The sequence below is a fragment of the Leifsonia sp. Root4 genome, from assembly GCF_001425085.1.
Lineage (GTDB): Bacteria > Actinomycetota > Actinomycetes > Actinomycetales > Microbacteriaceae > Microterricola.
The window spans coordinates 457,197-483,430 of sequence record NZ_LMDN01000002.1; the positions used below are offsets into that span (position 1 = coordinate 457,197).

Consider the following 26,234-nt stretch of genomic DNA (forward strand, 5'->3'; position numbering starts at 1 on the left):
GTCAGCGCACGGTCGGTCTAGGCCGGATTGCGGGCCGGCAGTGGTTCCTCCACGGGCACCGCGTCCGGCAGAACGGCAAGCGTTCCGTGCATGAGCAGACGCTTGGCCGTGGCCTCGAATGAGGCGGGAACACCGTAGTAGAAGCCCTGAGCGCTGCGAACCCCGACGCCCTGCAGCCGCAACGCGGTGACGGGGCTCTCGACGCCCTCGACGACGAGGGCGTAGTCGAGGGTGTCACCGAAGCCCTGCAGCGCGCGGAGCACCTCCAGCTGCCTGATGTCGCCCAGGTCATCGATCAGCGAACGGTCGATCTTCAGGATGTCCATGGGCATGCGCACGAGGGCACCGACCGACGAGTTCTCCGAGCCGTAATCGTCGAGCGCGATCATGATGCCGAGATCGCGGAGGTTGTCGGCCTGCGTGCGCAGCTCATCGCTCACAACGCTGAGTGAGCGCTCATTGAGTTCCAGGCAGAGGCTGACCTCCGGGAAGAGCTCCGGCAGCGTCTCGAGGAACGGCCCCAACTGCGACGAGAGAATCTGCTTGGCCTCGACGTTGACCGTGATGCAATTGACTCGAGAGTCGATGTCGGCGAACTGCCGCGCCGCGTGAAGCGACTTGAGGATTACCTGCTCGGTGAGCTGGTTGAGAAGACCGAGGCGCTTCGCCTTCTCGATCAATGAGGCCGGCGAGATCGGGCCGATCTCCGGGTCGGTGTAGCGCACGAGCGCCTCGAATGCCCAGATTCGGTTCTCGACGATGCTGACGATGGGTTGGAAGAAGACGGTCAGTTCGTCGCTCTCGATGGCTCTCACGACGCTGTCGTTCAGCTGAGATGAGCGGTGAGCCGAGATGCTCACGCTGCCGCCGCTGCCTGCAGCACCCTGCTTGCGCGACTTCTTCGCGGCGAGCATCGTGCGGTCCGCGTCTTCGACGAGCCGACTCACATCGGTCTCGCGGTGGGCGGAATAGGCCAGACCGACACTGATGCTCGGTTTGAGGGTCGTCTCGCCGAACTGCAGACGGGCACCGCAGTTGTCCACGATCCGATCAGCGACCATCTTGGCCTGGTGCAGACTGTTCAGTCCGGTGAGCACGACGACGAATTCGTCTCCGCCCACCCGCGCAACGACATCCGCGGGACGCACGGTGTTCACCAGGCGCTGGGCGACCTCCTTGAGCGCGAAGTCGCCCGCCGCATGGCCGTTGCGATCATTGAGCTTCTTGAAGTTGTCGAGGTCGATGAACAGCACCGCGATGGCCTCCGCGTACCCACGGTTGTCATTGATCGACTTCAGCGCGTCCTGGAACGAGCCGTAGTTGGGCAGCCCGGTGAGGCTGTCGGTGTTCGCGCGCAGCCGAAGCCCCTCGACGCTCTCCTTCACGCGGGAGACCTCACTGCCGATGTGGGCGAGCGCATCGACCACCCGCTGATCGCCGTCCGTGAACGCGGTTGCGGCCGGCGAGCGGCGCACGACGAGGTACTGCTCCTCGTCGGCGGTGATCGAGATCGGGGCGCCGATCTCGGCATAGCCGGGGGGCGTCCCCCGGATCTCCGTCGCCTCGGCGTTTGCCGCCTCCTGGGCGAAGCCGCGCACGAGCGATTCCACCTGGCCCTTCTCCTCCCACGGGAGCGCGAGCGATGCCTCAACGAGGCTCTCCAGGCGGCGGATGACGTTGCCGAGGTTGTCCTTGACCGCGAGGAGCACGAGCACCATCGAGCACCCCATGATCAACAGCACCGTGATCACCGCCTGCGGGTTGGAGAAGTGCGTCTCGACGAGGAGCTGCTTCGCCGTGTGCAAGAGCGCGGAGATGCCGGTGAGCAGCAGCCACACGCGGAGCACCTTCACGGCGCTGAGTGAGGAGATTCCCACCGTGCCGTCGCTGTTCCACCGACCGCGCTGCCGACCGAACTCCACCAGCAGTATGACGAGGATGTAGCCGCCCGAAGCGAGCAGATATCCCAGCAGTCCGAGACCGATGTCGCTGAACGCCCGGTAGATGAGCACGTAGGCCATCGCGCCGAGCGAGGCGACACCACTCGCGTAGATGGAGATGATCGGCCTGCGCAACAGGTACAGATAGGAGAAGTAGATCCCCATCGTGTAGAGGCCGATCATGAGCATCGGCCGCTGCATCAGGTCGGACGCGGAGAGAATGGCGATGGCCAGCCCCGGCAACGGAACCCCGGCCAGCCGGGAGATCGGTATGCGGAAGATCCCGGCTGCGGCGAATCCGGCGACGGCGAACAGGGCCAGCAGCCACGAGCCGACGGGCAGGGTCGGCAGGGTCGCCAGCGCGATCGCGGCCATCGCAAGCGCGAAGATCGTTGCTGGCACGAGAAAGATGGCATCCCACGGGGTGACAATTCGCGCTGGCTTCACAGCACAACACTAGAGCCACCGCGGTGCGCAGACCGTTCCGCCGCGACGGTTTGTCAGCGCGCGCCGCTGTTCAGCGCCGCTTCGGCGCGGATCCCGGTGTCGAGCATGACGCGGTTGCCGCCGGCATCCGAAGCCCTCTTGCACGCGCGCATCGCGGCCGCGCTGAGCAGCTCGAAGTCGAAACCGGTGTAGTCCGTGAGTGCGATGCCGACGCTCATCGTCGGGCGCAGACCGGCGAACTCGTCGATCTTCTCCTCGAGCAGCCCCTCCTGCATGGCGGCGGCAACCGCCAACGCCTCGTCAGCCGATGACATCGGTGTCGCCAGCACCAGACGACCGGGGCCGGCCACTCCGATGTCGGAGTTGGGCGGGCCGAACCGACGCACGACGGCGGTGTAGCGCGCCAGTATGGCGTTGGCGCGGGCGCGCCCGAACGCCGTGTTGATCTCGGCCAGGTCATCGAGATCGAAATGCAACAGCGCCAACTGCTCGTCGTGGAACTCCGCCCGCTCGAGCCAGTCGGCCAGGACCCGCTCGAATGACGGCTCGGTGAGCACGTCGTCGCTGTTGTAGCCGATGGCCGCGGCCGCGCGACGGCTGCTCCGGGTTGCGAGCTCGGCGTGAGCGCCGTGGGCAGATCGGATCACCGACATCGAACTTGAGAGCACGATGACCATGATCATGGTGACGAATGCGGTGGCCGAGGCGCCGAAGAACAGGGAGAAGATCGGCCCATCCGGGCCTTCCGTCGTGAAGAAGATCAGCCGCCCTGTGAAGAAGGCGGCCTCAACGGTGAAGACGACGACCATGGGGCGCGAGCCCAGTGCGCCGCTGAGGTCACCGCGTGCCGATTCCACCGCGGCGAGCACAGCGAAGAGCACGATGCCGATGAAGTACGCATGGGCGCCTGCCCACTCGTCGCTGTCCGGTCCGGGCAACAGCCCGGCGACGAGCACCGTGAGACAGACGACGGCGAGCAGCAGGAAGCGGGTCGGCCGGCCGTTGTGCCTGCGGCATCCGATCCAGAAGAAGCCGGTGCCGGCGACGAACGCGGCGTTGCCGACCGAAGATGCCCACCACAGTTCGGGGGCGAGGAGCCAGACCAAGAAGCTCATCGTCGTCAGGATGCCGCAGAGGTAGCCGGCAGCCCAGATGCGGCCGGTCTCACTGTCTTTGTGCGAGATGGTGCTTCCGATGAAGAGCCCGGCCGTCACCACCACGACGAGCGCACTCGCCAGAGAAATCGTCCAACCGTCAATCACGAGGCATCCTTGTCTTTCGGCAGGGTCACGAGCACCGTCGTGCCCTCGCCCTCGACGCTTTGCACGGTCAGGTCTCCGCCGTGCAGGCGGGCGATCTCCCGGCTGATTCCGAGGCCGAGTCCGCTGCCGTGCACGCTGGAGTTGCGCACGGACTCCGAGCGGAAGAACTTCTCGAACAGCTGCGGTTGCTCGGCGTCGGCGATGCCGATGCCCGTGTCACGCACGATCAGCCACACCATCTTCTCGTCACTGGCAATGCCGATCGTGACCTCGCCGCCCTCGACGTTGTACTTGATCGCGTTCGCGAGCAGGTTGTCGACGAGCTGGCGCAGCCGCGATCCGTCGGCCACCAGCGTTGTCGGCTCCGCCGCGCTGAAATCGAGGCGGATGCCGCGCTCCGCCGCCCGAGGGAGCAACGACTCGACGGACTGCTCGACGACCTCGAGCAGCGCGCACGGGGCCAGGCGCAACACCATCGGCTGCGCGGCCTCGCGAGAGGAGGCCAAGATGTCGGCGACCAGCTCCAGCAGCCGGTTCGCGTTCCGGTAGACGATCTGCAGCTGACTGTTCGCCGCGGGCGGCAGGCCTCCGCCGTCGATGACGAGCTCCAGGTAGCCGAGAATCGACGTCAGCGGGGTGCGCAGTTCGTGCGAGACCGAGGCGATCAGGTCGTCGCGCGCGAGAACAGCCGCCACCTCCGCGGTCACATCGCGGGAGACGACGACGCTTCCGTCGTACTCGCCGTCTCCGTTCTGCAGGCGGCGCGCGGTGATCGACAGCGCCACCCGGTCGTTGTTGCCCGAATCGATCCAGACGGTGACCGGTTCGAACTCCTCGCCGCGCATCGCGCGTTGCAGCGGTGAGTCGTGTTGCGAGATCGGCGTCACGCGGTCGGCGGCGACGACGCTGACGCCGGCTGGAACCGGCGCATGGGCATCCGTCACACCCATGGCGAACTGCAGGCGCGCCTGGGCCTCGTTGACGATGGTTGTCTGGCCGGTGCGATCGATGCGGATCACGCCGAAGTCGACCGTGTTCAACACCTCGGCGAGCAGTTCCTCCTGCCGCCGCGCCTGGGCGAGCGCACGTTCGAGCAACTCCGCCTGCTTGCCGAGGAGCAGGCGCTGCGCGCGATCGCGGCGCGCAGTGAGGTAGCCGGACGCACCGATGAAGATCAGAACGAGCGGCAGGAAAATGAGCGCCGGCATCGCGGCGATGGTGAGTGGAACCTGCCGCAGCGCGATGTCGACGGCCACGAAGCAGCCGGCGAGCAGGATGCTCGCGGTGATCCCGGCAACGCCGACGAGCGTTGAGACCCACAGGATCGGGAAGACCCAGAGCAGGCCGAGGCCGAGCTGCGGCTGGGCGATGCGCAGGAAGCCGATCGCCACGATGTCGAGCAGCGGCAACAACAGCACCAGGCCGGGAGCGAGCGCAGACCACGGCAACAACACGGCGAGGCAGCATGCCACGAAGGTGAGCAGGATGCCGCCGTAGAAGAGCACCGGGTTGCCGTCTCCGGGACCGAAGACCATCAACGTCGTGAAGACGGCGAGGACAACGGCCCCGAAGAGCAGCTGAGTCAAGGCGATCGAGCGGTCGGGCCTGCCCAGATCGAGCACCGTCATCGCGTCACGCCACGCCGGACGCGCGCTCCTGTGCTCGGGCCGAGCCTCCGTCGCGCGCGGTGTCATGGCTAGACCTTATCGCGGCATCAGGCGATGCCACCCCCATCGACGACGAGAGCCGAACCGGTGACGTAGGAGGAGTCGTCGCTGGCGAGCCAGACGACGGCAGCGGCGATCTCTCTGGGCTCGCCCATCCGGCCGAGGGGGCGGTCGGCCGACTCGGCCAGGAAGGCGTTCGCGTCCTGCGAGAGCTGGCGGGCCTCCTCGAGCAGCATGCCCGTGTTGACGTCGCCGGGGTTCACCGAGTTGACCCGGATGCCCTGCGGGCCATGGTCGATCGCCAGCGCGCGCGTCATGTTGACGACGGCACCCTTGGACGCGCAGTAGGAGATGGCCTGGCCGCCCCCCTTGAGCCCCCAACCGGAACCGGTGTTCACGATGGAACCGCCGCCGTTCTCGGCCATGATCGGCACGACATGCTTGCACATCAGGAAGATCGACTTGACGTTGACGCCGAAGACCCTGTCCCACTCTTCTGCGGTGGTCTCGACGGCCGTCGTACGGCGGATGATGCCGGCGTTGTTGAAGACGACATTGACGCCGCCGAACTCCTCGACGGTGGTGGCGATGATGCGCTGGATGTCGTCTTCGTTGGAGACGTCGGCCGCGATCGCGACGGCGGTGCCGCCCGCGGCGCGGATCTCTTCGACGACGGCCTCGGCGGCATCCGCGCGCAGGTCGACGACGGCAACCTGCGCGCCCTCCGCTGCGAAGGCCAGTGCGGTCGCGCGGCCGATTCCGCCCGCACCGCCGGTGACGATGGCTTTCTTGTTTTCGAGACGCATGACTGCTCCTTGGGGTGTTGGTTGTGTGGTGTGATTCAGGGGTTCAGGGGTGGCTCTCAGTGGCCAGTGTGCTCTCCGGAGCGTTCACCGGGTACATGCTGGTGCCGCTGACGCCCGTTGTGATGCGGGCGAATCCGGCGAGGCTCGCATCGACGGCAGCGTCACCGGTGTCGATGAGCAGCGGTCGGCCGCCGAGCTCGATGAGCTTCTGTTCGGGGGCGACGATGATGAGGGGCTGCGCCGGATCGAGTGCGCGCACGACCCGGGCGGAGATCTGTTGGTTGCCTCGGCCCAGCAGGAAGCCCTGGCCGCCGATGATCGTGACGATGGCCCGAGCCTGCCTCCCGCTGATCTCGGCGAGCAGCTGCTGCTCGGTGGCATCGGTCAGCACGAGCTCGCCGTCGAGCAGCACGTCGACGCCGAGTGGGGTGGTTGCCAGCCCGAGCTGTCTGCCGAGTTCCGCGACGGTGCTGCCGGGGCCGAGCAGATAGCGCACGCCGGGACGCAGCTGGGCGATGACCCCGCGAACGGCGGATGCCGCGGCCGCGGCCTCCGAGCTGGGCGACGGCGTCTTGCGGGCCTGCGTGCGCCCGGCCTGGAACGGCACCAGCAGGTGGCCGAAGAGGCGGGGGTCGACGCGGCCGTGCCGCAGCTGCTCCTCGACGACGTCGAGCACCTCGCTTTCGCGCACGGGCAATGCCTCCGTGCCGAGCCAGGCGGCGGCCAGCGCGCCGGCCGCGCTCGGGCTCACGGCGAAGCAGGCCGAGTACATCTTGACGCCGGCGGGAACGCCGAGCGCCGCGACTCCCCCGGCCGGGCTGCCCGACTCGAGCCCGGCGACGACGTCGCGGGCCGTGCCGTCGCCGCCGACGAAGAGGATGAGCTCGGCGCCGGAGCTCGCGATGGCCGCGACGGCGGCCCGAGTGTCGGCGGCCGTCGTCGCGGTGGGCTCGCCTGCCACCGCCGAGGCGGTGTAGACGCTGCGGGGTACGAGGCCGGCGGCGCGCACGGCGTGCTCGCCGAGGGCTCCGGATGCCGTGAGTACCTCGATGCCCGGGTGCGCCGCCGCGACCACGGCCAGTGCGGCTGCGGCGCGCTCCCCCGCACGCGCCGATGCGCCACGCTCCAGCGCGAGGCGCTGCACATCGGCCCCGTCGCTGCCTTTGAGCCCTGCGGTGCCGCCGAGCCCGGCGACCGGGTTCACGACCAGACCGAGCCGCACGGCAGCAACCCCGGCCCCCTGCGCACCGGAGTGCGCTGGGGGCTGGGCGGCGTGGCGATCAGCGGTCATGGTCAGGCTCGTGTGGGGTGCTGTGCTCAGACGGCTGCGACGGCATCCGCCGCCACGATGGTCGCGGCGACATCGGCACGCGGGGTCTCGCCTGCGGCACGCGCTGCCGCGCGCCCCTCTGCGAGCGCCTCGCCGTGCTTCCGCTGGTATCCACGCCAGGTGATCGCCCAGCGGGCCGGGTCTTCGAGGTCGTCGTGGTGGGTGTGGTGCACGGTCTGGTTGTGCGGGGCCGTGCGTACGAGCTCGGCGTTCTCCCGTGCCTCGCTCGCGATCTGCGCCAGCACGGCCGCGTACTCGTCGAGCTCTGCCATCGAGTACGACTCGGTCGGCTCAAGGGTGAATGGCTGAGGGACGACGTAGGGGTGGTGGCTCGTCCAGTAGTGCATGCCGTAGTCGGCGGCACGGATACCGATCTCCTCCGAGCTGACGCCGGTCTGCTCGAACAGCTCTTGCCAGGAGTAGCGCACCTGCTCGATGCGGCGGCGGCCGACGGCGTACGGCGCGGAGGCGCCCGGAATTTCCAGCACCTTCTTCAGCAGGTAGTTGTTGTTCAGCACGGCGATCTCGGCGACGGCGCGCAGGCCCTCCGCTCCGAGCGCCATCATCCAGGAGTACGCGCGCACGATCGTCGGGATGACACCGTAGAACGGTGCCACCTTGCCGATCGACTGCGGCAGATCGGCGTTCAGCGCGAAGCGGACCCCGTCGGCTCCGACGGAGCGGTCGACCAACGGGCCGGGCAGGAACGGCGTCATCGCCTCGGAGACCGCACTCGCACCGCCGCCGGGACCACCGCAGCCGTGCGGGGTGCCGAAGGTCTTGTGCAGGTTGAAGTGGCACACGTCGAAGCCGGCGTCGCGGGCACGGGTGATGCCGAGGATGCCGTTGGCGTTGGCCTGGTCGTAGCTGGCGAGCGCGCCGACCGAGTGGGCGAGCTCGACCCACCGCTTGACCTGCGGGTTGAAGATGCCGGTGTCTTCCGGGTTCGTGATCATGATGGCGGCCGTGCGGGGGCCGACCGCGCCACGGAGCGCCTCGAGGTCGGGGTAGCCATCGGCATCCGGGTAGAGGGTGACGACCTTGTAGCCGGCCGCCTTGGCCGCTGCGGCGTTGGAGGGGTGGCTGAAGATCGTGGTGATGACCTCGTCGCGCTGCTCCCCCTCGCCGTTGGCCTCGTGGTAGGCGCGGATCATGGCGATGTTGGTCCAGATCGCGGTCGAGCCGCCGCTCGTGTGCAGCGAGACACGGTGCATGCCCGAGATCTCGGCGAGCATCTGCTCTGTGCGCCAGATGATCTCGAGGATGCCCTGCGCGTCGGCCTCGTCCTGCAGCGGGTGCATGGCGGTGAGGTTTGGGGTGTTGATCAGTCGATCGTTCACCTTGGGCGCGTACTTCATGGTGCAGGTGCCCTGGCCGATGTCGATGTTGAGGTCGGCGCCGAGGTTCTCCTGCGAGAGGCGCAGGTAGTGCTTGAGCACACGCATCTGGCCCATCTCGGGCAGGGCGGCAGGCTTCTCACGGCGGAGGCCGGCCGGCAACTCGGCGAGCACGTCGCCGACGGCTTCCCGCACACCGGGCTCGGTCTGCGAGACGAGCACGCCGCGCTCGCCTGGAGCGGTCAGCTCGAAGATCAGCGGTTCGTCCCAGCGTGCCTGGTGGAACCGGCGCAGAGTGGGCTTGGGGGCGATGGGGAGGCTCATGCGCTCTTCTCCTCGGTGTTCTGAACGGCGGTGTTCTGAACGGCGGTGTTCTGAACGGCGGTGTTCTCGACGGCGGTGTTCGTGTCGGTAGTGGTTTCTGTGAGCGCACGGATGGCCTCGGCCAGCCGGTCGATGTCGGCCTGCGAGCTGAGCTCGGTGACGCACACCAGCAGCGTGCTCTCACCGGTCACGACGCCGGGCTCGATGCCCTGGCTGCGGAGCACGTCGACGATTCCCTGCGCGCCGAGGCCTGCGCCGGCCACGTCGATCTCGAACTCGCGCAGGTGCAGCGCGGAGTCGGTGAGGCGGATGCCGGCGATGGCGGCCAGCTGCTGCTGAGCGTAGCGGGTGCGGCTGAGCAGGGTCTCGCCGAGCTCGGCCATGCCCTGCGGGCCCATCAACGCGAGGTGCACGCCGGCGGCGATGCCCCAGAGCGCTGCGGCGGTGCCGACCCATTCCTTGCCGTCTTCGCGCAGAGCGAAGGAGGTGCGATCCCATGCGACGTCGCCGAAGCCGTACTCGCCGGGAACGGTCGTCGACTCGAGCCCGAACAGACGCGACGGCATCTCCATGATGAAACTGGGGTCATCGTGCACGGCGATGAATCCGGCGTGCGCGCCGCCGTACCACTGGTGCAGGCCGAGCGACTGGATGTCGCCGCAGACGATGTCTGCTCCCTGGTCGGCGGGCGGCGTGAGAACGCCGTAGCCGACCGGGTCGGTTCCGACGACGAGCACGGCGCCTGCCGCGTGGGCGATGTCGGCGAGGGCACGGATGCCGGACTCGACCGCTCCGCGGTAGCTGGGCGTCTCGACCCAGATCGCTGCGACGTCACCGGCCAGTGCGGCGGAGTTCACCAGCGCGGCGACGGCCGCGGCATCCGCCAGCCCGTCGACGGTGGGAACGTGGTGCAGCTCGAGGTTCGAGCTGATGAAGTCGCGCACGCGGCTGAGTTTGTCTGGCAGCACGTCGCTCGCGACGATGATGCCGCGGCGGCCGGAGCGGCGGCCGGCCATGCTGAGCGCCGTGGCCGTGGCCTGGAAGCCGTCGTAGGTCGGAACGTTGACGACATCCATGTTCAGCAGCTCAGCCATGAGCGACTGGTACTGGAACAGAGCCTGGAATCGACCGTGGTCCTCGTAGGGCTCACCGGCGTATGCGGTGAGGAACTCACTGCGGTTGATGACCTCGTCGACGACGGCGGGCACATAGTGGTTGTAGGTGCCCGCGCCGAGGAAGCTCAGGCGCTGCGTGGTCGGGGTGTTGCGACCGAGCAGGCCCTCGACGTGGCGGGTGAGGTCGGCCTCGGCCGGGAACGGCGCTGGCAGGTCGAGCGCGCGGCCGAGGCGGATCTCGGCGGGGACGTCGACGTAGAACTCCTCGATCGACTCCGCGCCGACGGCGGCGAGCATGGCCGCCTTCGTGGCCGGTGCCGTGTTGGGGATGTATGGGTGCACGAATGGTGTTGTCATGGTGGTCCTCAAGCGATTGCGCTGGTCAGTTGGCTGACACGAGCGTGATGAATGGGGCCTCGTCGAGGCTCGGGTGTGCGATCACCGCGGCGCCGAAGCGGGGCAGCGTGAGCGTGGCGCCGACGGCTTCGCCGGTGAGCAGATCGCGGCAGGCCATCGCCAGGTCGCCGTGCATCTCGACGGGCAACTCGACCGTGATGGTCTCGCGCCCGTGGTTGAGCACGAAGGTGAAGTCGGTCTCACCGTCGCTGCGGGTGACGACTTCGAGATCGAGATGCGTCGTGCTGCGGCTCGGCTGCCCGATCTCGCTGAGCGCATCGCGCAGCACAGCCTCGAGCGCCGCGGACTCGACGACGGCGCTGACGTACCAGGCCGCGCCGCTGCCGTGCGCCCTGCGGGTGATCGCGGGGCGGCCGTCCAGCTCGCCGTCGGCGTAGCTGGCGAGCACCTCGGTGCCGGATGCCGCGTCGATCCACTCGCTGAAGATGCTGGTCTGGAAGCTCGCGCCGTTCTCTGCGAGCGTGATGGTGCCGTGCTCGGCATCCGGGATCGGCCAGTGCTCGTCGACCTCGACGCCGAGCAGCTCGCGCAGCGGGCCGGGGGCGCCGCCGGCGTGCACCTTCTCGGTGGGGTCGACGACACCGCTGAACGGTCCGACGAGCAGGCGTCCGCCGCGCTCGACGAATGCGGTGAGGGCATCGGCCTGCGCCTGGTCGACCATGTAGAGGTTCGGCACGACGACGAGCTCGTAGCCGTCGAACGGGCCGGTGGCCTTGACGACGTCGACGGTGTGGCCGAGGGCGAAGAGTGCGGCGTTCCAGGCGCGGGCCTGATCGGCCCACTTCAGGCGCTGCGACGGCAGCGAGTCGGGCGCTGAGCTACCCCACCAGGAGTCCCAGTCGACGACGAGGGCGACCGAGGCGCGCACGCGGGTGCCGCGCACGGGCTCGAGCTTCTTCAGCTCCGCGCCGAACGCCTTCGTCTCCTGGAAGCTGCGCGAGGCCTCTCCGCGGTGGCCGAGCATCGCGGAGTGGAACTTCTCCGTGCCGAACTTGGCCTGGCGCCACTGGAAGAACATCGCGCCGTCCGAGCCGTGGGCGATGGCGTGCAGGCTCATGATGCGCATCTGGCCGGGAGCCTTGGGCACGTTGATGTCGCGCCAGCTCACCGCGCTCGGTGCCTGCTCGAGCAGCAGCCAGGGCTGACCGCCCTTGAGGCTGCGCATCAGGCTGTAGTTGAGGGCGGCGCCGACGTGGGAGGTGTCGTCGGCGGGGTCTGGGTAGGCGTCATCCGTCACCAGGTCTTCGACGGCGGCGAAGTCCCAGTAGTTGAGGTCGCGCAGCAGGCTCATGAAGTTGGTGGTGACGGCGATGTCGGGGGTGACCTCGCGCAGCACGTCGATCTCGAGCTGGAAGAGCTCGAGCAGCGCATCGCTGGAGAAGCGCTCGAAGTCGAGCTGCTGGGTGGGGTTGATCGGGCCGGATGCCGTGCGCGGCGGCTCGATGTGACTCCACTCGGTGTACCGCTGGCCCCAGACGGTGGTGCCCCACGCCTCGTTCAGCCCCTCGATGGTGCCGTAGCGAGCCTCGAGCCACTGCCGGAAGTGCGCGGCGGATGCCGGGCACCAGCAGCGGGAGATGTGGTCGCCGTACTCGTTGGAGATGTGCCAGAGGGCGAGGCCGGGGTGGTTTCCGTAGCGCTCGGCCATGACGCGGGTCATGCGGGCGACGTTGCTCTTCCACACCGGGGAGCTCGGGCAGTAGGCCTGACGGGATCCGAACTCGAGCCGCTGGCCGTCGACGTTGTGCGGCAGCATCTCGGGGTGGGCGCGCACGAGCCAGGCCGGGGGCGTTGCGGTGGCGGTCGCGAGGTCGATGGCGATGCCGGCCTCCCAGAGGATGTCGATCACCCGGTCGAGCCAGCCGAAGTCGAACTCACCCGGCGTGCGCTCCAGCTGCGGCCACGAGAACACGGGGAGGCTGACGATGTTGACGCCGGCCTCCTTCATGAGCCGCGCGTCCTCGATCCACGTCTCCTCCGACCACTGATCGGGGTTGTAGTCGCCTCCGTAGGCGAGTGCACTGAGTCTGATGGCACGGGGGCTGCCGACAGCGGGCTGCGCGTTCGTCACACCTTCTCCTCTCTGAACCGGTGGGTCGAGCCTGCCGCGCTGTTTTCTGACCGGATTCCGGGCAGATGCTTTACAGCGGGAAATGCAGACTGTATTCTGTATACAGACACAGTATGCCGGATGCCGCGCATGGTCAAGCCCTAAGCTGACAGCGAAGCCATCCCGGCTGAGAGAGGCTTGATATGGCTATCGAACGTCGTACATTGCGCGCGCAGGTGCGTGAAGAACTTCTTGAGCGGATGCGGAACGGCACGGTTCAACCGGGCGAGGGCATCAATGAGGTGCAACTGGCCGCCGAGCTCGGCGTCAGCCGCACGCCGCTCCGCGAAGCGCTGATCGCGCTCGAGAGCGAAGGCCAGATCGAGAGCGAGAACGGCAAGGGATTCCGATTCGTTCCGCTCAGCGCCCGGGAATTCGAGGATCTGGCGCCGATCATGGCCTCGCTCGAGTCGCTGGCCCTGCAGCTCACCGACCCCGATGAACTCCGCACGATCGGTGCGCGCCTCGCCCAGTTGTCGGCCGAGTTCGATCAGGAGATCGTCGAGCACGCCCTGGTCGTGAGCAAAGACGACGAGTGGCACGACATCATGCTGAGCGGCTGCCCGAACCAGCGTCTGATCGACCTCGCCACCTCGGTGCGGCAGGCCTTCCACCGCTACGAGTCGCTGCTGGTGCCAGACGAGGTCATGATCGAGCGCGTGGCGGCCGAGCACGCCGCCATCGCCGAGCACATGGTGAACGGCGACGTCGCGGCGGCATCCGCGGCCCTCACCGCCAACTGGATGAACGGCATGCAGCGCATCCTGAAGAATTCCAGCAGCCCGTACTTCACGGCCTAGCGCTCGCTCCGCTGGTTGAGCCTGTCGAAACCCCGTTGGTTGAGCCTGTCGAAACCCCGTTGGTTGAGCCGGGCCTCGCTGGTTGAGCTTGTCGAAACCCCGTTGGTTGAGCCGGGCCTGCCCTGAGCCTGTCGAAGGGTCGAAACCCTCTAATTGGCCCCGCGCCGTGTGTCGGATTGCCCGTCGGTGTGGCTGAGCATTGGCAGCCCAGCGAAGTCCCCGGCGATCAACGCCTCGCGCTTCGCGCGACTCCATCCTTGGATTTGCTTCTCGCGCGCATACGCCTCGTCGACCCGCTCGTACTCTTCGGCGAATACGAGCACCACGGGCAGCCGGGTGCTCGTGTAGACGGCTCCGCGCCCACTTACGTGCTGGTCCATTCGGATATCGAGATTCCTCGTGCTCCCGACGTAGTAGCTGCCGTCACCGCAGCGGAGCATGTAGACGTGGGGCATCGTTGACCTCCCGATTCGCAATGCCTCGATCATCGTGGATAAGGACGTTGACTCGTCGCCATCCACAGTCCAAGCTCGCCAGTGGGCCGGAACACTGGGCTGTGCACAACAGACCGCAATCGACGAGCACGGCCCCGGTTTCGACAGGCGACGTCCGCTGATAGAGCTTGTCGAAATCAGGTTTCGACAAGCTCATTCAACGAGGGCTCGGCTCAACCGACGGGGTTTCGACAAGCTCAACCAATCGGGGTTTTCGGCTCAACCCGACGGGGTTTCGACAGGCTCAATCAACGGGAGTCGGGGTTTCGGCAAGCGACGTCCGCTGATTGAGCTTGTCGAAATCAGGTTTCGACAAGCTCAACCAACGGGTTTTCGGCTCAACCGGGCGGGGTTTCGACAGGCTCAACCAACGGGGGGTGGGGCTCGGCCAGCGAGGGTTTCGACAGGCTCAACCGACGGGGAGCGGGGGTTTCGGCAGGCGACGCCCGCTGATTGAGCTTGTCGAAATCAGGTTCCGGCAGGCTCAACCAACGGGGGCTCGGCTCAACCGGGCGAGGGTTTCGACAAGCTCAACCAGCGGGAGTACAGGCTCAACCAACGGGGTTCGGCTAGCCCTTGACGGCGCCTCCGAGCAGGCCGGAGACGAACTGCTTCTGGAACACCAGGAACAGGATCATCAGCGGAAGGGTGGCGAGCAGCGACCCGAGCATCAGCCCCGAGTAGTCAACGCGGGAGAGCCCGATCATGGTGTTCAGCGCAACGGGCACCGTGTACTTGTCCTGCGTGTTCAGCATGAGCAACGGCCAGATGAACGCGTTCCACTGGCTGATGAATGTGTAGATGATCAGCGCAGCGATCTGCGGCCTCGCCACCGGCAGCACGATGCGATAGAAGGTGCGCAGCTCGTTCGCCCCGTCGATCCGCGCCGCCTCGATCAAGGTGTCCGGGAAGTCGAGGAAGGACTGCCGCATCAGGAAGATGCCGAAGGCGTTCGCCAGGAACGGCAGGATCACGGCCTGGTAGCTGTCGATCCAGCCGGCACTCGCCATCATCTGGAACAGCGGCACGAGCAGCACCTGCATCGGGATCATCATCGTGACCAGCACGACGGCGAGCAGCACCCCGCGCCCGCGGAAGCGGAACTTCGCCAGGCCATAGCCGGCCATGATGCTGATGATCGCGCTGAACACCGTGTAGATCACGGCTATGACGAAACTGTTCAGCATCACCTGGCTGAAGTTGATCGACTCCTGCAGCCGCACGAGGTTGTTCCACAGCTCGCCGCCCGGCAGCACGGGCAGCGGTGTCACGAACAGATCCTTCGTCTCGTGCGTCGACGAGATCACCATCCACAGGAACGGGAGGATGCTGAGCACGCTCGCCACAATGAGAATCAGGTAGACGGGGGCGTGCAGGATGCCGGCGCGCACCCGCAGCGTGAGGCTTTGGCGCCTCTGGAGCAACTCGCTCATTGCTTCACTCTCACGGTTTCTCTCGCAGAAGGCGGAATTGGATGATGGACACGATCGCGGTGATGACCACGAGCAGCCAGGCGATCGCCGAGGCGTAGCCGAAGTCGAACTGCCGGAAGCCCACCTTGTAGAGGTAGAGCACCGGCGTCAGGGTGGCGTCGCTCGGCCCTCCCCCGGTGAGGATGTAGTTCTCGTCGAAGAGCTGCAGCGCGCCGATCGTCGAGGTGATCGTGGTGAAGATCAGCACCGGGCGCAGCTGCGGGATGACCACCTTGGTGAAGATCTGCCAGCGCCCCGCGCCGTCTATGCGGGCCGCCTCGTACAGCTCGGCCGGAATGGCCTGGAGCCCGGCCAGGATGATGACCATGTTGTAGCCGGTCCAGCGCCAGGTGATCGCGCCGATCAGGGCGACGCGCGCCCAGACCTCGTTGTTCAGCCAGTCGACCGGTGGGATGCCGACGAGGCCGATCATCTGGTTGATCGCTCCGCCGTCGGTGGCGAGCATCACCCGGAACACGACCGCGTAGGCGACGAGGGTCGTGACGGCCGGCAGGAAGGTGAGCAGCCGGAATCCGGAGCTGAAGCGCAGCCAGGCCTGATTGAGCAGGTAGGCGAGACCGAGGGCGAGACCGATCATCAGGGGCACCTGGATGATCAGGATGAGCCCGGCGTTGCCGAGGCTCTTGGCGATGAGCGGGTCCTTGAACAGGCGCGCGTACTGCTCGAGCCCGACGAAGGTGGAGACGCCGCCAGAGGTGGCGAAGAAGCTCTGCCACAGCGAGGAGAGCAGCGGGAAGGTGAAGAAGATCGCGAGCAGGGCCGCGGCGGGGAGCGCGAAGAACGCCCCCGGTCGCTGGAGCTTGCGCCCCAGCGACCGGGAGGGTTGCGCTCCGGTGCGGCCGCGCTTCACCGCGGCATCCGGAGTCTGCGTCAGCATTATTCGGCGATCGTGCGACCGGTGGCGGTGGCGATCTGCTGCGCGGCGTCGTTCAACACGGTGGCCGGGTCTGCACCGTTCAGCACGGCGGCGACGACGGCGTTGGCCACGATGTCGCTGGCCTCGGCGTTGTCGGTGGTGAAGGTGATCGGCGGGATGTTCGCCGTCTGCTCCGCGAAGAGCTCGTAGACCTTCTGGCCACCGAAGTACTCCTGCGGCTCCGAGAAGAACTCGGTCTCGAGGGCGGGCAGGTAGGAGGGGAACAGCCCTTCGTTGACCATCATCGATGCCTGGTTGTCGGTGTCGGCAAGGGTGTAATCGAGGAAGGCCGCTGCGAGGTTGGGGTTCTTCGCCTGCGTGGGGATCGCGAGGCCGGAGCCGCCGCTGTTGGAGGTGCGCACGCCGTCGGCGGCGAAGGCGGGCAGCTCGGTGACGCCGTAACTGCCGCTCAGCTCCGGCGCGTCGCCGAGCAGGGTACCGATCCACCAGACCGCCTCAGGGGTGACGGCGGAGTCGCCGTCCTTGGCCGAGGTGACACGGCCGTCCCAGCCCGTGACGTTCTTCAGCAGCCCCTTCTCGTTGATGGTCTGCAGCAGGGTGAGCGCCTCGACCGATTCGGGCGAGCCGATGGTGATCTCGCCGGCGTCGTTGAACAGACCCTGGCCCTGCTGCTGCAGCAGCATCTGGAAACCGCCGCCGGTGGCGACGTCGAGCGACATCAGCGTGTGGCCGCTCTTCTCTTTGATCGTCTCGCCCGCCGCGACGAGGTCGTCCCAGGTTTCGATGTCGGCCGGGTCGATGCCGGCGTCGTCGAAGTAGTCGCTGCGGTAGAAGAGTCCGACGGTGCCGGAATCCCACGGGGCGACCTTGAGCGCGCCGTCCTTGTCGGACTGCGCCGACCACTTGAACGGATCGAAGTCGGCCTCCTTGTCGCCGAGCACCGGCGTCAGGTCCGCAAGGCCCGTGGGGAACTCATTGATGTAGCCGGGGGCACGGTCGGTCTCGATCGTGACGAGGTCGGGCAGTCCGCTGCCGGCCTGGAATCCGACCGAGAGCTTGTCGTAGGCGTTGTCGTAGCCGACGTCGACGACGTTGATGGTCGTACCCGGGTTGGCCTTCTCGAACTCGGCACCGAGCCGGGTGAGCGCGGTCGCCGCGACATCCCACGACCAGACGGTGATCTCGCCGGTCGGCTTCGCGGCCGGGTCCAGGGTGACCGGGGCAGCCGCGCCGCCACCCATCGTGCAGCCGGAGAGCAGTGCGAGCGCCACAGCGGGCACGAGCAGGGTACGCAGTTTCATGGTGACTTCCTTGTCAGCTGGTTCGGTATTTTGAATACAGTACACCGCATTCAGAGCGGACGGCAAGGCTCCGGATGGCGCAAAAAACGCAGGAGGAGAGCTCCCCCGCCGCTGCATGCAGCGTGGCGGAGCTCTCCTCCTGCGTTTGTGGTGTCGCTAGGCGCTCAGCTGCACCGCGAGCTCGATGAACAGCGCCGCCGACCAGCCGAAGGCGGTGGTTGCCGTCTCCGCCTTCTCTCCGGTGTAGGGGTTGAAGTACTCGTGCGGGCCGCCGCCGTGCGTGACCAATGCCACGGTTCGCTCGGCGAGATCGCGCGCCCGTTCCGGCTGGCCGGAGGCGCGCAGGCCCTCAACGAGCAGGGTGTTGATGTTGATCCAGACCGGTCCGCGCCACATGCGCTCTGGCGAGAAGTCCGGGTCGTCGACGGCAACGGTCGGAACACCCCATGGCGTGCCGAACAGCTGCTCGTCGTCGAGGGCGGCGAGCATGCAATCCAGCACGGGGTCCGGCATCGCTCCGGTGAGCAGCGGCAGCAGGCTGACGACGGCGTAACTGCCGACGGGCTCTCCCGCGGCGCGCGCCCGGAAGAAGCCGGCATCCTCGTCCCACAGCTCGAGCAGCTTGGCCAGCGTCGCCGCCGAGCGCGCACGGTGCGTCTCGGCGACGCTCGGGTCTGCGACGCCGAAGTGTTCGGCGAGGCGCGCCAGCTCGGCGTCCTGGAGCACGAGGTAGGCGCCGAGGTCGGGCGCCGTCGTCGGCAGAGGGCCGTCGAAGATCGGGCTGTCGTCGAGACCGGATGAGTACGGGTGGCCATACTCCGGCATCCCGTCGCCGTCGAGGTCGGAGACGGCGAACCACCAGTCCTGCGAGCGGGCGATGGTCGGCAGAAGCGCGCGCGCCCACTCGTCATCGCCTGGCGTGGCGTTCATCACCTTGCGCAGCGCCCAGGCCGCCAGCGGCGGCTTGGTCAGCGGCACCGGCGAGCCGGGGTCGGCGATGCTCGACCCGGCACGGCGCAGCGTCTCGCGGTCGGCCGGCGGCAGATCGTCGCTCGTGGCGAGGATTCCCTCCTCGTGCACGACGTCGGGCAACTGCCCGTCAGCACTCGGGAAGCGGAAGGCGAGCTGCAGTTGTTCGCGGGCGAGTTCCGGGTCGCCGTGGCTCAGGCCGACGGCAATGAAGTAGGCGTCCCACTGCCAGAGGCCGACGTAGCCGATCTTCGACGGCACGACGGCGCGCGCGTTGCCGAGGGCCGGCAGCTCGACGATGTTGGCACCGAGCACCCACCAGCAGAAGGCGGTCATCCCCTGCAGATCGGGCCGCACGCGTGGGGTGTTGGCGAACCAGTCCAGCCACAGCCGCTCGCTCGTTTCCGCGTGCTCGCGGTGACGCTTTGCATCGGCGACGGCAATGCTCGCGCTGCGGTCCGGCGCGATCTCGAGGCCGACGGATGCCGCGGCACCCGTCAGCGGGATGCGCTGCACCGGGGCGGACGCGTCGCCGCGCGGCCCGTGCAGCTCGACAAGTACGGGACCGTCGCCGCGCAGGCCGATGCTCAGCGCGGCCGGCCCGGCGAAGCTGAGGGTCACGGCTCCCCCGCCGAACTCGATCAGCTGCGGCTGGATGTCGGTGACGGGCAGCGGGGCGCCAGCGGCGTCCAGCACCCGGATCTCACGGAACACCTCGCAGTCGTCGAGTCGCCGCTCGTACTCGGCCGTGCACACGCGCACGCCCTCGATCGGAGCGGCCGGGTCGACCGGCACCGCGCGTCGCCCGCCCGCGCCCGCTGCGAAGACCAGCAGGCGCGAGCGCGGCAGCGTGAACGGTGCGCGCACGAGGTCGAGGTGGGCGCCGGCGGCACGCGCGAGCGCGGCGGCGTCCATGGTCTGTGCAACGCCCGTCATCGTTACCGCCCTCCGAGGCCGGAGGCGGCCATGCTGTTGAGGATGCGGCGCTGACCGATGACGAAGGCGACCAGCATGGGGATCGTCGCGATGGCGGATGCCGCCATCACCAGCCCGTAGTTGATCGAGCCGAACTGGCCGCGGAAGCTCGCCAAGAGCAGCGGCACGGTGAAGAGGTCAGGCGTGTTGAGCAGCACGAGCGGGAACAGGAAGGCGTTCCACACGTCGAGCGCGACGATGATGCTGAGCGCGCCGAGGCCCGGCTTCAGGTTGGGCAGGATGACGCTCCAGAAGATACGCCAGCGCCCCGCACCGTCGACGATCGCCGCCTCCTCGAGTTCCTTCGGCAGCGACAGCACGAACTGGCGCATGAGGAACACGGCGAAGGGGTTGACCATCATGGCCGGAACGATGAGCGACAGGTGCGAGTCCACCCAGCCGAGCTGGCTCATCAGCAGGTAGAACGGGATGAGCGTGACCTGCTTGGGGATCATCTGCGTCGCGAGGAAGACCAGGAAGATGATCTTGCTTCCGGCGAAGCGGATGCGGGCGAAGGCGTATCCGGCCATCGATGCCGTCACGAGGGTGCCGATGACGGCGAGCACGGCGATGTAGATGCTGTTGAAGTAGGCCTGCCCGAACGGCACGGCGTTCCAGGCGTCGATGAAGTTGTCGAAGGTCCACGGGTTCGGCCAGAAGCTGAGTGGATCCTGCAGCAGCTGCGGCAGCGTCTTCAGTGAGGTGAGCAGCATCCAGAGGAATGGGAAGACCATGGCCGCGCCGGCGAGGATCAGCACGAGGTGGATCACCAGTGAGCGACCCGTCTTGGCGGTGCGCGCTCCGGCTGGGCGCTTGCCCGCGCCCTTCGGCATGGTCATGGCGCGGGTGTCGAGATCTGTGGTGCTCATACTGGGTCATCCTCGTAGTGAACGAACTTCTTCTGGGCGCCGAACTGAATCACCGTGATCACGAGGGTGAGCACGAGCAGGATGACGGCGGCCGCACTGGACGGACCGAACTCGAAACGACCGAAACCGAGATCGTAGATGTGGTACACGATCGTGCGGGTGGCGTTGTCCGGGCCGGCATCCTGGGTCAGGATGAAGACGGTGTCGAAGGTCTGCAGCGATGAGATGAACGCGACGATCGATGAGAAGAAGATGATCGGGCTCAGCAGCGGCAGACGGATCTGCATGAACAGGCGGAAGGCTCCGGCACCGTCGATGCGTGCCGCCTCGATGACGGAGGGCGAGATGTTCTGCAGCCCGGCCATGAAGATGATGACGTTGAGACCCATCGACGACCAGATCGAGACGATGCACACGGCGATCAGGGCGAGTTTCGGGTCCCCCAGCCAGTCGGGCGGGGTGATGCCGAAGATCTTGGAGATGGCGTTGCTCAGCACGCCGTCGGAGCGGAACATCTGCTGCCAGATCATCGCGACGGCGACCGTGCTGGTGACGACCGGCGCGAAGAAGAGGATCAGGTAGAGCGTGCGCGTCTTGAGCTTCTCGAGCGCGACCGCGATGATGACCGCGAAGCCGAGGCCGAGCGGCACCGTGATCACGGCGATCAGCAGCGTGTTGACGATCGACCGGAGCAGCAGCTCATCCTGGAGCTGCGCGGTGAAGTTCTCGAAGCCGACCCAGGTGAGCTCGGTCAGGCCGTCCCACGAGGTGAAAGCCAACACGAGGCTGGCGACGAACGGCAGCAACACGAAGATGGCCATGCCGACGACCTGCGGGGCCACGAAGACGTAGCCCCACGAACGATCGCGGCGCCGCCAGGCGGCCTCCTTGCGGAGGCCACCTGGCAGGGGGGTGGCGACGGAACGCCCCACTGTGGCGGATCCTTCCGCCGTCACCCGCTTGCTCACTTGCCCGTCTTCGATTCGACGAGTGCTGCGACCTCGTCCAGCGTCTCCTGCGCGGTGCTCTTGCCCTCGTAGAGAGCGAGGAAGAGCTCGCTGACGTCGGTCGACAGCGCGGGAACGGCCGCCTCTGCCGCGTAGTTCGCGAAGCCGATGTCACGCATGTCGAGGAAGGTCTGCGCGTGCGCGGGGTAGTTGTCCTCGAGCACGACCTCGTCGGCGCCCTTGATCGACGGCACGGCGTTGCCGCCGCCGGTCAGACGGAAGGTCTGGCCCTCTGCGCTCAGGAACTCGGTCCAGAAGGTGAACGAGGCATCCTTGGCCTTGGTCTTGCCGTTGATGGCGAGGTAGGACGCGGCGACTCCGGTCGGTGCCTCTGCGCCGTCCGGCGTCGGCCAGGCGACGATGTCGTAGTCGGCCTCGACGCCGGCGCTCTTCAGCGTGCCGATGGTGTAGCGACCCTGGGCGAAGAAGCCGGCCTTGTGGGTGACGAAGACACTGTCGGCTCCCGCACCCTCTGGGAGGGTGTCCGCGACGACGAAGGTGCCGTCCTGGAAGTTCTGGCCGAGCTGGTCGACGGCGGCGACGGTGGTCTCGTCGGTGTTGCCGACGAATTCGCCGGACTCGTCGTATGCGGTGCCGCCCTGCGAGGAGATCCAGCTGTAGTGCGTCGCCCAGTAGTTCCAGAACATGGAACCGGTGAGCCCGGCATCCTTCAGCTTGTCGTTCATCTCGAGGAACTTCGCGGTGGTCCACTTGCCCTCAGCGGCGAGCGTGGCCGGGTCTTCGGTGATGCCGGCCGCGGCGAGGGCGACCTTGTCGTACCAGAAGGCGTCGGGGTTGGAGTCGTTCGGCGCGGCGTAGATCTCACCATCGAGCTCCGCAGCCCCGAAGAGGCCGGGGAAGAAGTCGTCGGGAGCGGTGTCGCTCTCGGGCGAGTCCATCAGATCTGTCAGCGGCATCAGACGCTTGGAGGAGACGAACTGGCCGAGCTTGTCGTCGCCGACGTAGAACACATCGGGAGCGGTGTTGCTCGAGAGCTGCGCGAGCATCTTGGAGTGGTAGTCGCTGTACGAGGCGACGGGCTGCAGCTTGACCGTGATGTCGGGGTGACGCTTCATGAAGTCTTCGTTGAACTCCTCGTAGCGAGTGAGTTCTTCGGGGGTGCCCCAGGTGGACCAGACCACGGTGTTCGGGTCGGAGTTTGCTCCGCCGCCGCCTCCGCTACATGCTGCCAGTGAGAGGGCGAGTGCGCCGGCCGCAAGTACTGCGACGGCTCTTCTCGACGTTGAGTTGACGCGGAACATCCGCTGCCCCTTTCGTAGGTGAACATTCTTTGTTCAGATGTATTCTGTATACAGAATGCTCAAGAGTCAAGCCGAGCGGTCTTCTTCGTTGCTCAATCGTGACGAATTCTCCGCGGTGGATCCGTCGACCCGACACGGCTGGGCGCAACGCAGAACGCCTCCCCGAAGGGAGGCGTTCCGACGTGATTCGCGCTCTGCTGTTCCGAGTGGATGCCGCCGCTACAGCGTCGCGGCGACGAGCTCGGCGATCTGCACGGCGTTCAGAGCCGCACCCTTGCGCAGGTTGTCGTTCGAGATGAAGAAGGCGAGTCCGCGGCCGTCGGGGGCGCCCTCGTCCTGGCGGATGCGTCCGACGTAGCTGGGATCGGTTCCCGCTGCCTCGAGCGGCGTCGGAACGTCGCTGAGCACGACTCCGGGCGCCGTCGCCAGCAGCTCGGTTGCACGCTCGACCGAGATCGGGTTGGCGAACTCGGCGTTGATGGCCAGCGAGTGCCCGGTGAACACAGGGACGCGCACGCAGGTGCCGCTCACGAGGAGGCCGGGCAGGTCGAGGATCTTGCGGCTCTCGTTGCGCAGCTTCTTCTCTTCGTCGGTCTCGAATGATCCGTCGTCGACGATGGAGCCGGCCAGCGGGATCACGTCGAACGCGATGTTCTTGGCGTAGATCGTCGGCTCCGGCATGGTGACGGCGCGGCCATCGTGCACGAGGCCCTGCACATCGCCGTCGAGGGCGGCACGCACCTGGGTCTCGAGCTCCTGGGCGCCGACGAGGCCGCTGCCGGAGACGGCCTGGTAGGTGCTCACGATGAGGCGCTCGAGACCGGCGGCCTCGTGCAGAACCTTGAGAACCGGCATGGCCGCCATGGTGGTGCAGTTCGGGTTGGCGATGATGCCCTTCTTGGCCTGTGCGATGGCCTCAGGGTTCACCTCGCTGACGACGAGGGGCACCTCGGGGTCCATCCGCCAACCGCTGGAGTTGTCGATCACGATCACGCCGGCCTCCGCGAAGCGGGGTGCCTGCGCCTTGGAGAGCGTCGCGCCCGCCGAGAAGATCGCCACGTCGAGGCCGCTCGGGTCCGCCGTTGCGGCATCCTCGATGACGACATCCTCGCCGCGCCACGGCAGCGTGCTGCCGGCCGAACGGGCAGAGGCGAAGTAGCGAATCTGCGCCACCGGGAAGTTGCGCTCCTCGAGCAGGCGGCGCACGACGGCACCGACCTGACCCGTTGCTCCGACGACGCCGATGTTGATGCCCTGGCTGCTGCTCACGTGAACCCCTTGCGTATCTGCTGTTCTGGCTACTCTGCCCCAGTGGGCCGACCGCCGCGAGGCGAGTCGGCACTGATCCCGCCGAATGGCAGGAATACCGGGATCGATGTCAGTTCCGGTTGCCGCGGTGTGCGGCATCCGGAACACGATTGGTGTCGGCGACTAGCGGCCGGTGCCGCCGTGCACGACGGCTTCTTCCTCTGCATCGAGGTCGAAGGCGGTGTGCACGGCGCGCAGTGCCTCGTTGACCGAGTCTGCGCGGGTGACGACCGAGATGCGGATCTCGCTGGTGGAGATCATCTCGATGTTGATACCGGCCTGGTGCAGCGCCTCGAACAGCCTCGCGGAGACGCCCGTGTTGGTGCGCATGCCGGCACCGACGAGGGCGAGCTTGCCGATCTGGTCGTCGTACTGCAGGCTCTCGAAGCCGACATCGTTCTGCGCGTTGCGCAGCGCCGTGAGGGCGATCTGGCCCTGGCTCTTCGGCACGGTGAAGGAGATGTCGGTGCGGCCGGTGGACGCGCTCGACACGTTCTGCACGATCATGTCGACGTTCGCGTCGGTCTTGGCGACGATTGTGAAGATCTCGGCGGCCTTGCCAGGAACGTCGGGAACGCCGACGACGGTGATCTTGGCTTCGCTCAGGTCGCTGGCAACACCAGCGATGATCGGGTCTTCCACGTTGCTCTCTTCTCCGTCGGGGCTCGGCGCCGGGTTGTAGACGATGGTGCCCTCGTTGTTGTTGAACGACGAGCGCACGTGCAGGGTCACGCCGTGGCGGCGTGCATATTCCACTGCGCGAATATGAAGGACTTTGGCGCCGGATGCCGCGAGCTCAAGCATCTCTTCGCTCGTGATGCGGTCGATCTTGCGGGCCAGCGGCACCACCCGGGGGTCCGACGTGAAGACGCCGTCGACGTCGGTGTAGATCTCGCAGACATCGGCGTCGAGGGCTGCGGCGAGCGCGACCGCCGTGGTGTCCGAGCCGCCGCGGCCGAGGGTGGTGATGTCTTTGGTGTCGCGGTTGAAGCCCTGAAATCCGGCGACGATCACGATCGCGCCCTCGTCGAGGGCCTCGCGCAGTCGCACGGGGGTGACGTCGACGATGCGGGCGGAGCCGTGGTGGGCATCCGTGATCATCCCGGCCTGGCTGCCGGTGAAGGAGCGGGCGTCGTGGCCGAGGCTCTTGATGGCCATGGCGAGCAGCGCCATAGAGATGCGCTCTCCTGCGGTGAGCAGCATGTCCAGCTCGCGGGGCGCGGGAATCGGGGTGACCTCGTGGGCGAGGTCGAGCAGTTCGTCGGTGGTGTCGCCCATGGCGCTGACGGCCACGACGACATCGTTGCCGGCCTTGCGCGCCTCGACGATGCGCTTGGCGACACGCTTGATGCCTTCAGCGTCGGAGACGGAGGATCCGCCGAACTTCTGCACGATCAAAGTCACGTGTAACTCCTGAGTGGGATGCGGCAGACATTGCCAGATTCTCCATCATAAGGTGTGCCGGATTCCCGGCCGGCTATGTGACGGCGGCGCCCGCAGCGGGTGACGGGGCTGGTCCGGGACCTAACCGACGACGCGGCGCCCTTCGAATGCCCGGCCGAGCGTGACCTCGTCGGCGTACTCGAGGTCACCGCCGACGGGCAGGCCGGAGGCGAGGCGCGTCACGCGGATCTCGAGGGTGCTGAGCAGCCGCGAGAGGTACGTCGCCGTCGCCTCCCCCTCGAGGTTCGGGTCGGTCGCGAGAATCACCTCGGTCACGGTCGCATCGGCCAGACGCTGCATGAGTTCACGGATGCGCAGCTGATCGGGGCCGACACCGTCGATCGGGCTGATCGCGCCGCCGAGCACGTGGTAGAGACCTCGGAACTCGCGGGTGCGTTCGATCGCCACGACATCCTTCGCCTCCTCGACCACGCAGATGAGGGCGGGGTCGCGGCGCGGGTCACGGCAGATCGCGCACGTCTCCTGCTCGGAGATGTTGCCGCAGATGGTGCAGAACTTCACCTTGTCGCGCACGGTCGTCAAGATCTCGGCGAGGTGCGAGACGTCGAAGTTCTCGGTCTGCAGAATGTGGAACGCGATGCGCTGCGCCGACTTCGGGCCGATGCCCGGCAGGCGGCCGAGCTCATCGATGAGGTCCTGAACGATTCCTTCGTACACGGG

General features: G+C 67.3%; 20 protein-coding genes. 1 reads left to right on the forward strand and 19 read right to left on the reverse strand.

The features are described 5' to 3' along the window. Positions 1 to 17: 17 nt before the first annotated feature. The 8 genes from ASC66_RS08240 to ASC66_RS08275 are packed head-to-tail and all read right to left on the reverse strand — an operon-like array spanning position 18 to position 12,716. A complete protein-coding gene (locus ASC66_RS08240) occupies positions 18 to 2,387 on the reverse strand; it encodes a putative bifunctional diguanylate cyclase/phosphodiesterase (protein ID WP_157509708.1) in 2,370 nt (789 codons plus the stop codon). Positions 2,388 to 2,440: 53 nt separating this feature from the next. Then, entirely contained in the window at positions 2,441 to 3,649 is a 1,209-nt protein-coding gene (locus ASC66_RS08245) for a diguanylate cyclase domain-containing protein (protein WP_055837496.1), read from the reverse strand. Then, positions 3,646 to 5,343: a sensor histidine kinase gene (locus ASC66_RS08250; protein ID WP_082492157.1), complete on the reverse strand. Its 1,698-nt coding sequence runs from the start codon at positions 5,341 to 5,343 to the stop codon at positions 3,646 to 3,648. Before ASC66_RS08250 ends, ASC66_RS08245 begins: the two co-directional genes overlap by 4 nt. Before the next feature lie 20 nt (positions 5,344 to 5,363). Beyond that, a complete protein-coding gene (locus tag ASC66_RS08255; protein ID WP_055837501.1) occupies positions 5,364 to 6,122 on the reverse strand; it encodes an SDR family NAD(P)-dependent oxidoreductase in 759 nt (252 codons plus the stop codon). A gap of 43 nt (positions 6,123 to 6,165) precedes the next feature. Continuing rightward, on the reverse strand, positions 6,166 to 7,413 hold the full coding sequence (locus ASC66_RS08260) for an ATP-NAD kinase family protein (RefSeq protein WP_055837504.1): 1,248 nt from the start codon (positions 7,411 to 7,413) through the stop codon (positions 6,166 to 6,168). A 26-nt stretch (positions 7,414 to 7,439) separates the two neighbouring features. Continuing rightward, a complete protein-coding gene (gcvPB, locus tag ASC66_RS08265) occupies positions 7,440 to 9,113 on the reverse strand; it encodes an aminomethyl-transferring glycine dehydrogenase subunit GcvPB (RefSeq protein WP_082492158.1) in 1,674 nt (557 codons plus the stop codon). Next, entirely contained in the window at positions 9,110 to 10,585 is a 1,476-nt protein-coding gene (gene gcvPA / locus ASC66_RS08270) for an aminomethyl-transferring glycine dehydrogenase subunit GcvPA (RefSeq protein ID WP_082492159.1), read from the reverse strand. Before gcvPA ends, gcvPB begins: the two co-directional genes overlap by 4 nt. A 25-nt stretch (positions 10,586 to 10,610) precedes the next feature. Then, positions 10,611 to 12,716 carry a beta-galactosidase gene (locus ASC66_RS08275; RefSeq protein ID WP_055837506.1) on the reverse strand — a complete coding sequence of 702 codons (2,106 nt, stop codon included), beginning with the start codon at positions 12,714 to 12,716 and terminating at the stop codon, positions 10,611 to 10,613. A gap of 182 nt (positions 12,717 to 12,898) precedes the next feature. On the opposite strand from ASC66_RS08275, the gene ASC66_RS08280 reads away from it, so the two are divergent. Continuing rightward, the gene (locus ASC66_RS08280; protein WP_055837509.1) at positions 12,899 to 13,555 is read left to right on the forward strand and encodes a GntR family transcriptional regulator; all 657 of its coding nucleotides are present in this window, start codon (positions 12,899 to 12,901) and stop codon (positions 13,553 to 13,555) included. Between the two features lie 149 nt (positions 13,556 to 13,704). On the opposite strand, the gene ASC66_RS08285 is transcribed toward ASC66_RS08280, so the two are convergent. From ASC66_RS08285 to recR, 11 genes are all read right to left on the reverse strand, one after another. Then, a complete protein-coding gene (locus ASC66_RS08285; RefSeq protein WP_353612521.1) occupies positions 13,705 to 14,043 on the reverse strand; it encodes a GIY-YIG nuclease family protein in 339 nt (112 codons plus the stop codon). 575 nt (positions 14,044 to 14,618) lie between these two features. Beyond that, positions 14,619 to 15,482 (reverse strand): carbohydrate ABC transporter permease, encoded by an 864-nt coding sequence (locus ASC66_RS08290; protein WP_055837513.1) that lies wholly within the window; start codon positions 15,480 to 15,482, stop codon positions 14,619 to 14,621. 10 nt (positions 15,483 to 15,492) lie between these two features. Then, positions 15,493 to 16,419, reverse strand: a complete 927-nt coding sequence (locus ASC66_RS08295; RefSeq protein ID WP_082492160.1) for a carbohydrate ABC transporter permease — start codon at positions 16,417 to 16,419, stop codon at positions 15,493 to 15,495. Beyond that, complete coding sequence (locus ASC66_RS08300; RefSeq protein WP_055837516.1) at positions 16,419 to 17,720, reverse strand: ABC transporter substrate-binding protein; 1,302 nt, start codon at positions 17,718 to 17,720, stop codon at positions 16,419 to 16,421. Before ASC66_RS08300 ends, ASC66_RS08295 begins: the two co-directional genes overlap by 1 nt. A 156-nt stretch (positions 17,721 to 17,876) precedes the next feature. Next, positions 17,877 to 19,625, reverse strand: a complete 1,749-nt coding sequence (locus ASC66_RS08305; RefSeq protein WP_055837519.1) for an amylo-alpha-1,6-glucosidase — start codon at positions 19,623 to 19,625, stop codon at positions 17,877 to 17,879. 2 nt (positions 19,626 to 19,627) lie between these two features. Further along, positions 19,628 to 20,533, reverse strand: coding sequence for a carbohydrate ABC transporter permease (locus tag ASC66_RS08310; RefSeq protein ID WP_157509709.1), 906 nt, complete (start codon positions 20,531 to 20,533; stop codon positions 19,628 to 19,630). After that, positions 20,530 to 21,465: a carbohydrate ABC transporter permease gene (locus ASC66_RS08315; RefSeq protein WP_235496788.1), complete on the reverse strand. Its 936-nt coding sequence runs from the start codon at positions 21,463 to 21,465 to the stop codon at positions 20,530 to 20,532. The genes ASC66_RS08310 and ASC66_RS08315 overlap by 4 nt, the downstream gene beginning before the upstream one ends. Positions 21,466 to 21,497: 32 nt before the next feature. Next, positions 21,498 to 22,802 (reverse strand): ABC transporter substrate-binding protein, encoded by a 1,305-nt coding sequence (locus ASC66_RS08320; RefSeq protein WP_055837522.1) that lies wholly within the window; start codon positions 22,800 to 22,802, stop codon positions 21,498 to 21,500. Between the two features lie 219 nt (positions 22,803 to 23,021). Beyond that, positions 23,022 to 24,071 carry an aspartate-semialdehyde dehydrogenase gene (locus tag ASC66_RS08325; protein ID WP_055837525.1) on the reverse strand — a complete coding sequence of 350 codons (1,050 nt, stop codon included), beginning with the start codon at positions 24,069 to 24,071 and terminating at the stop codon, positions 23,022 to 23,024. Positions 24,072 to 24,233: 162 nt separating this feature from the next. Next, on the reverse strand, positions 24,234 to 25,514 hold the full coding sequence (locus ASC66_RS08330) for an aspartate kinase (protein ID WP_055837528.1): 1,281 nt from the start codon (positions 25,512 to 25,514) through the stop codon (positions 24,234 to 24,236). 120 nt (positions 25,515 to 25,634) lie between these two features. Continuing rightward, entirely contained in the window at positions 25,635 to 26,231 is a 597-nt protein-coding gene (recR, locus tag ASC66_RS08335) for a recombination mediator RecR (RefSeq protein WP_055837531.1), read from the reverse strand. Between the last annotated feature and the right edge of the window lie 3 nt (positions 26,232 to 26,234).

Bases quoted from the DNA above. Each gene is read 5' to 3' on its own strand.
- ASC66_RS08285 (WP_353612521.1), bottom strand. From the start codon at position 14,043: ATGATCGAGGCATTGCGAATCGGGAGGTCAACGATGCCCCACGTCTAC.
- gcvPB (WP_082492158.1), bottom strand. From the start codon at position 9,113: ATGAGCCTCCCCATCGCCCCCAAGCCCACTCTGCGCCGGTTCCACCAG.
- ASC66_RS08320 (WP_055837522.1), bottom strand. From the start codon at position 22,802: ATGTTCCGCGTCAACTCAACGTCGAGAAGAGCCGTCGCAGTACTTGCG.
- ASC66_RS08310 (WP_157509709.1), bottom strand. From the start codon at position 20,533: ATGAGCACCACAGATCTCGACACCCGCGCCATGACCATGCCGAAGGGC.
- ASC66_RS08300 (WP_055837516.1), bottom strand. From the start codon at position 17,720: ATGAAACTGCGTACCCTGCTCGTGCCCGCTGTGGCGCTCGCACTGCTC.
- gcvPA (WP_082492159.1), bottom strand. From the start codon at position 10,585: ATGACAACACCATTCGTGCACCCATACATCCCCAACACGGCACCGGCC.
- ASC66_RS08255 (WP_055837501.1), bottom strand. From the start codon at position 6,122: ATGCGTCTCGAAAACAAGAAAGCCATCGTCACCGGCGGTGCGGGCGGA.
- ASC66_RS08290 (WP_055837513.1), bottom strand. From the start codon at position 15,482: ATGAGCGAGTTGCTCCAGAGGCGCCAAAGCCTCACGCTGCGGGTGCGC.
- ASC66_RS08295 (WP_082492160.1), bottom strand. From the start codon at position 16,419: ATGCTGACGCAGACTCCGGATGCCGCGGTGAAGCGCGGCCGCACCGGA.
- ASC66_RS08250 (WP_082492157.1), bottom strand. From the start codon at position 5,343: ATGACACCGCGCGCGACGGAGGCTCGGCCCGAGCACAGGAGCGCGCGT.
- ASC66_RS08280 (WP_055837509.1), top strand. From the start codon at position 12,899: ATGGCTATCGAACGTCGTACATTGCGCGCGCAGGTGCGTGAAGAACTT.
- ASC66_RS08260 (WP_055837504.1), bottom strand. From the start codon at position 7,413: ATGACCGCTGATCGCCACGCCGCCCAGCCCCCAGCGCACTCCGGTGCG.
- ASC66_RS08305 (WP_055837519.1), bottom strand. From the start codon at position 19,625: ATGACGGGCGTTGCACAGACCATGGACGCCGCCGCGCTCGCGCGTGCC.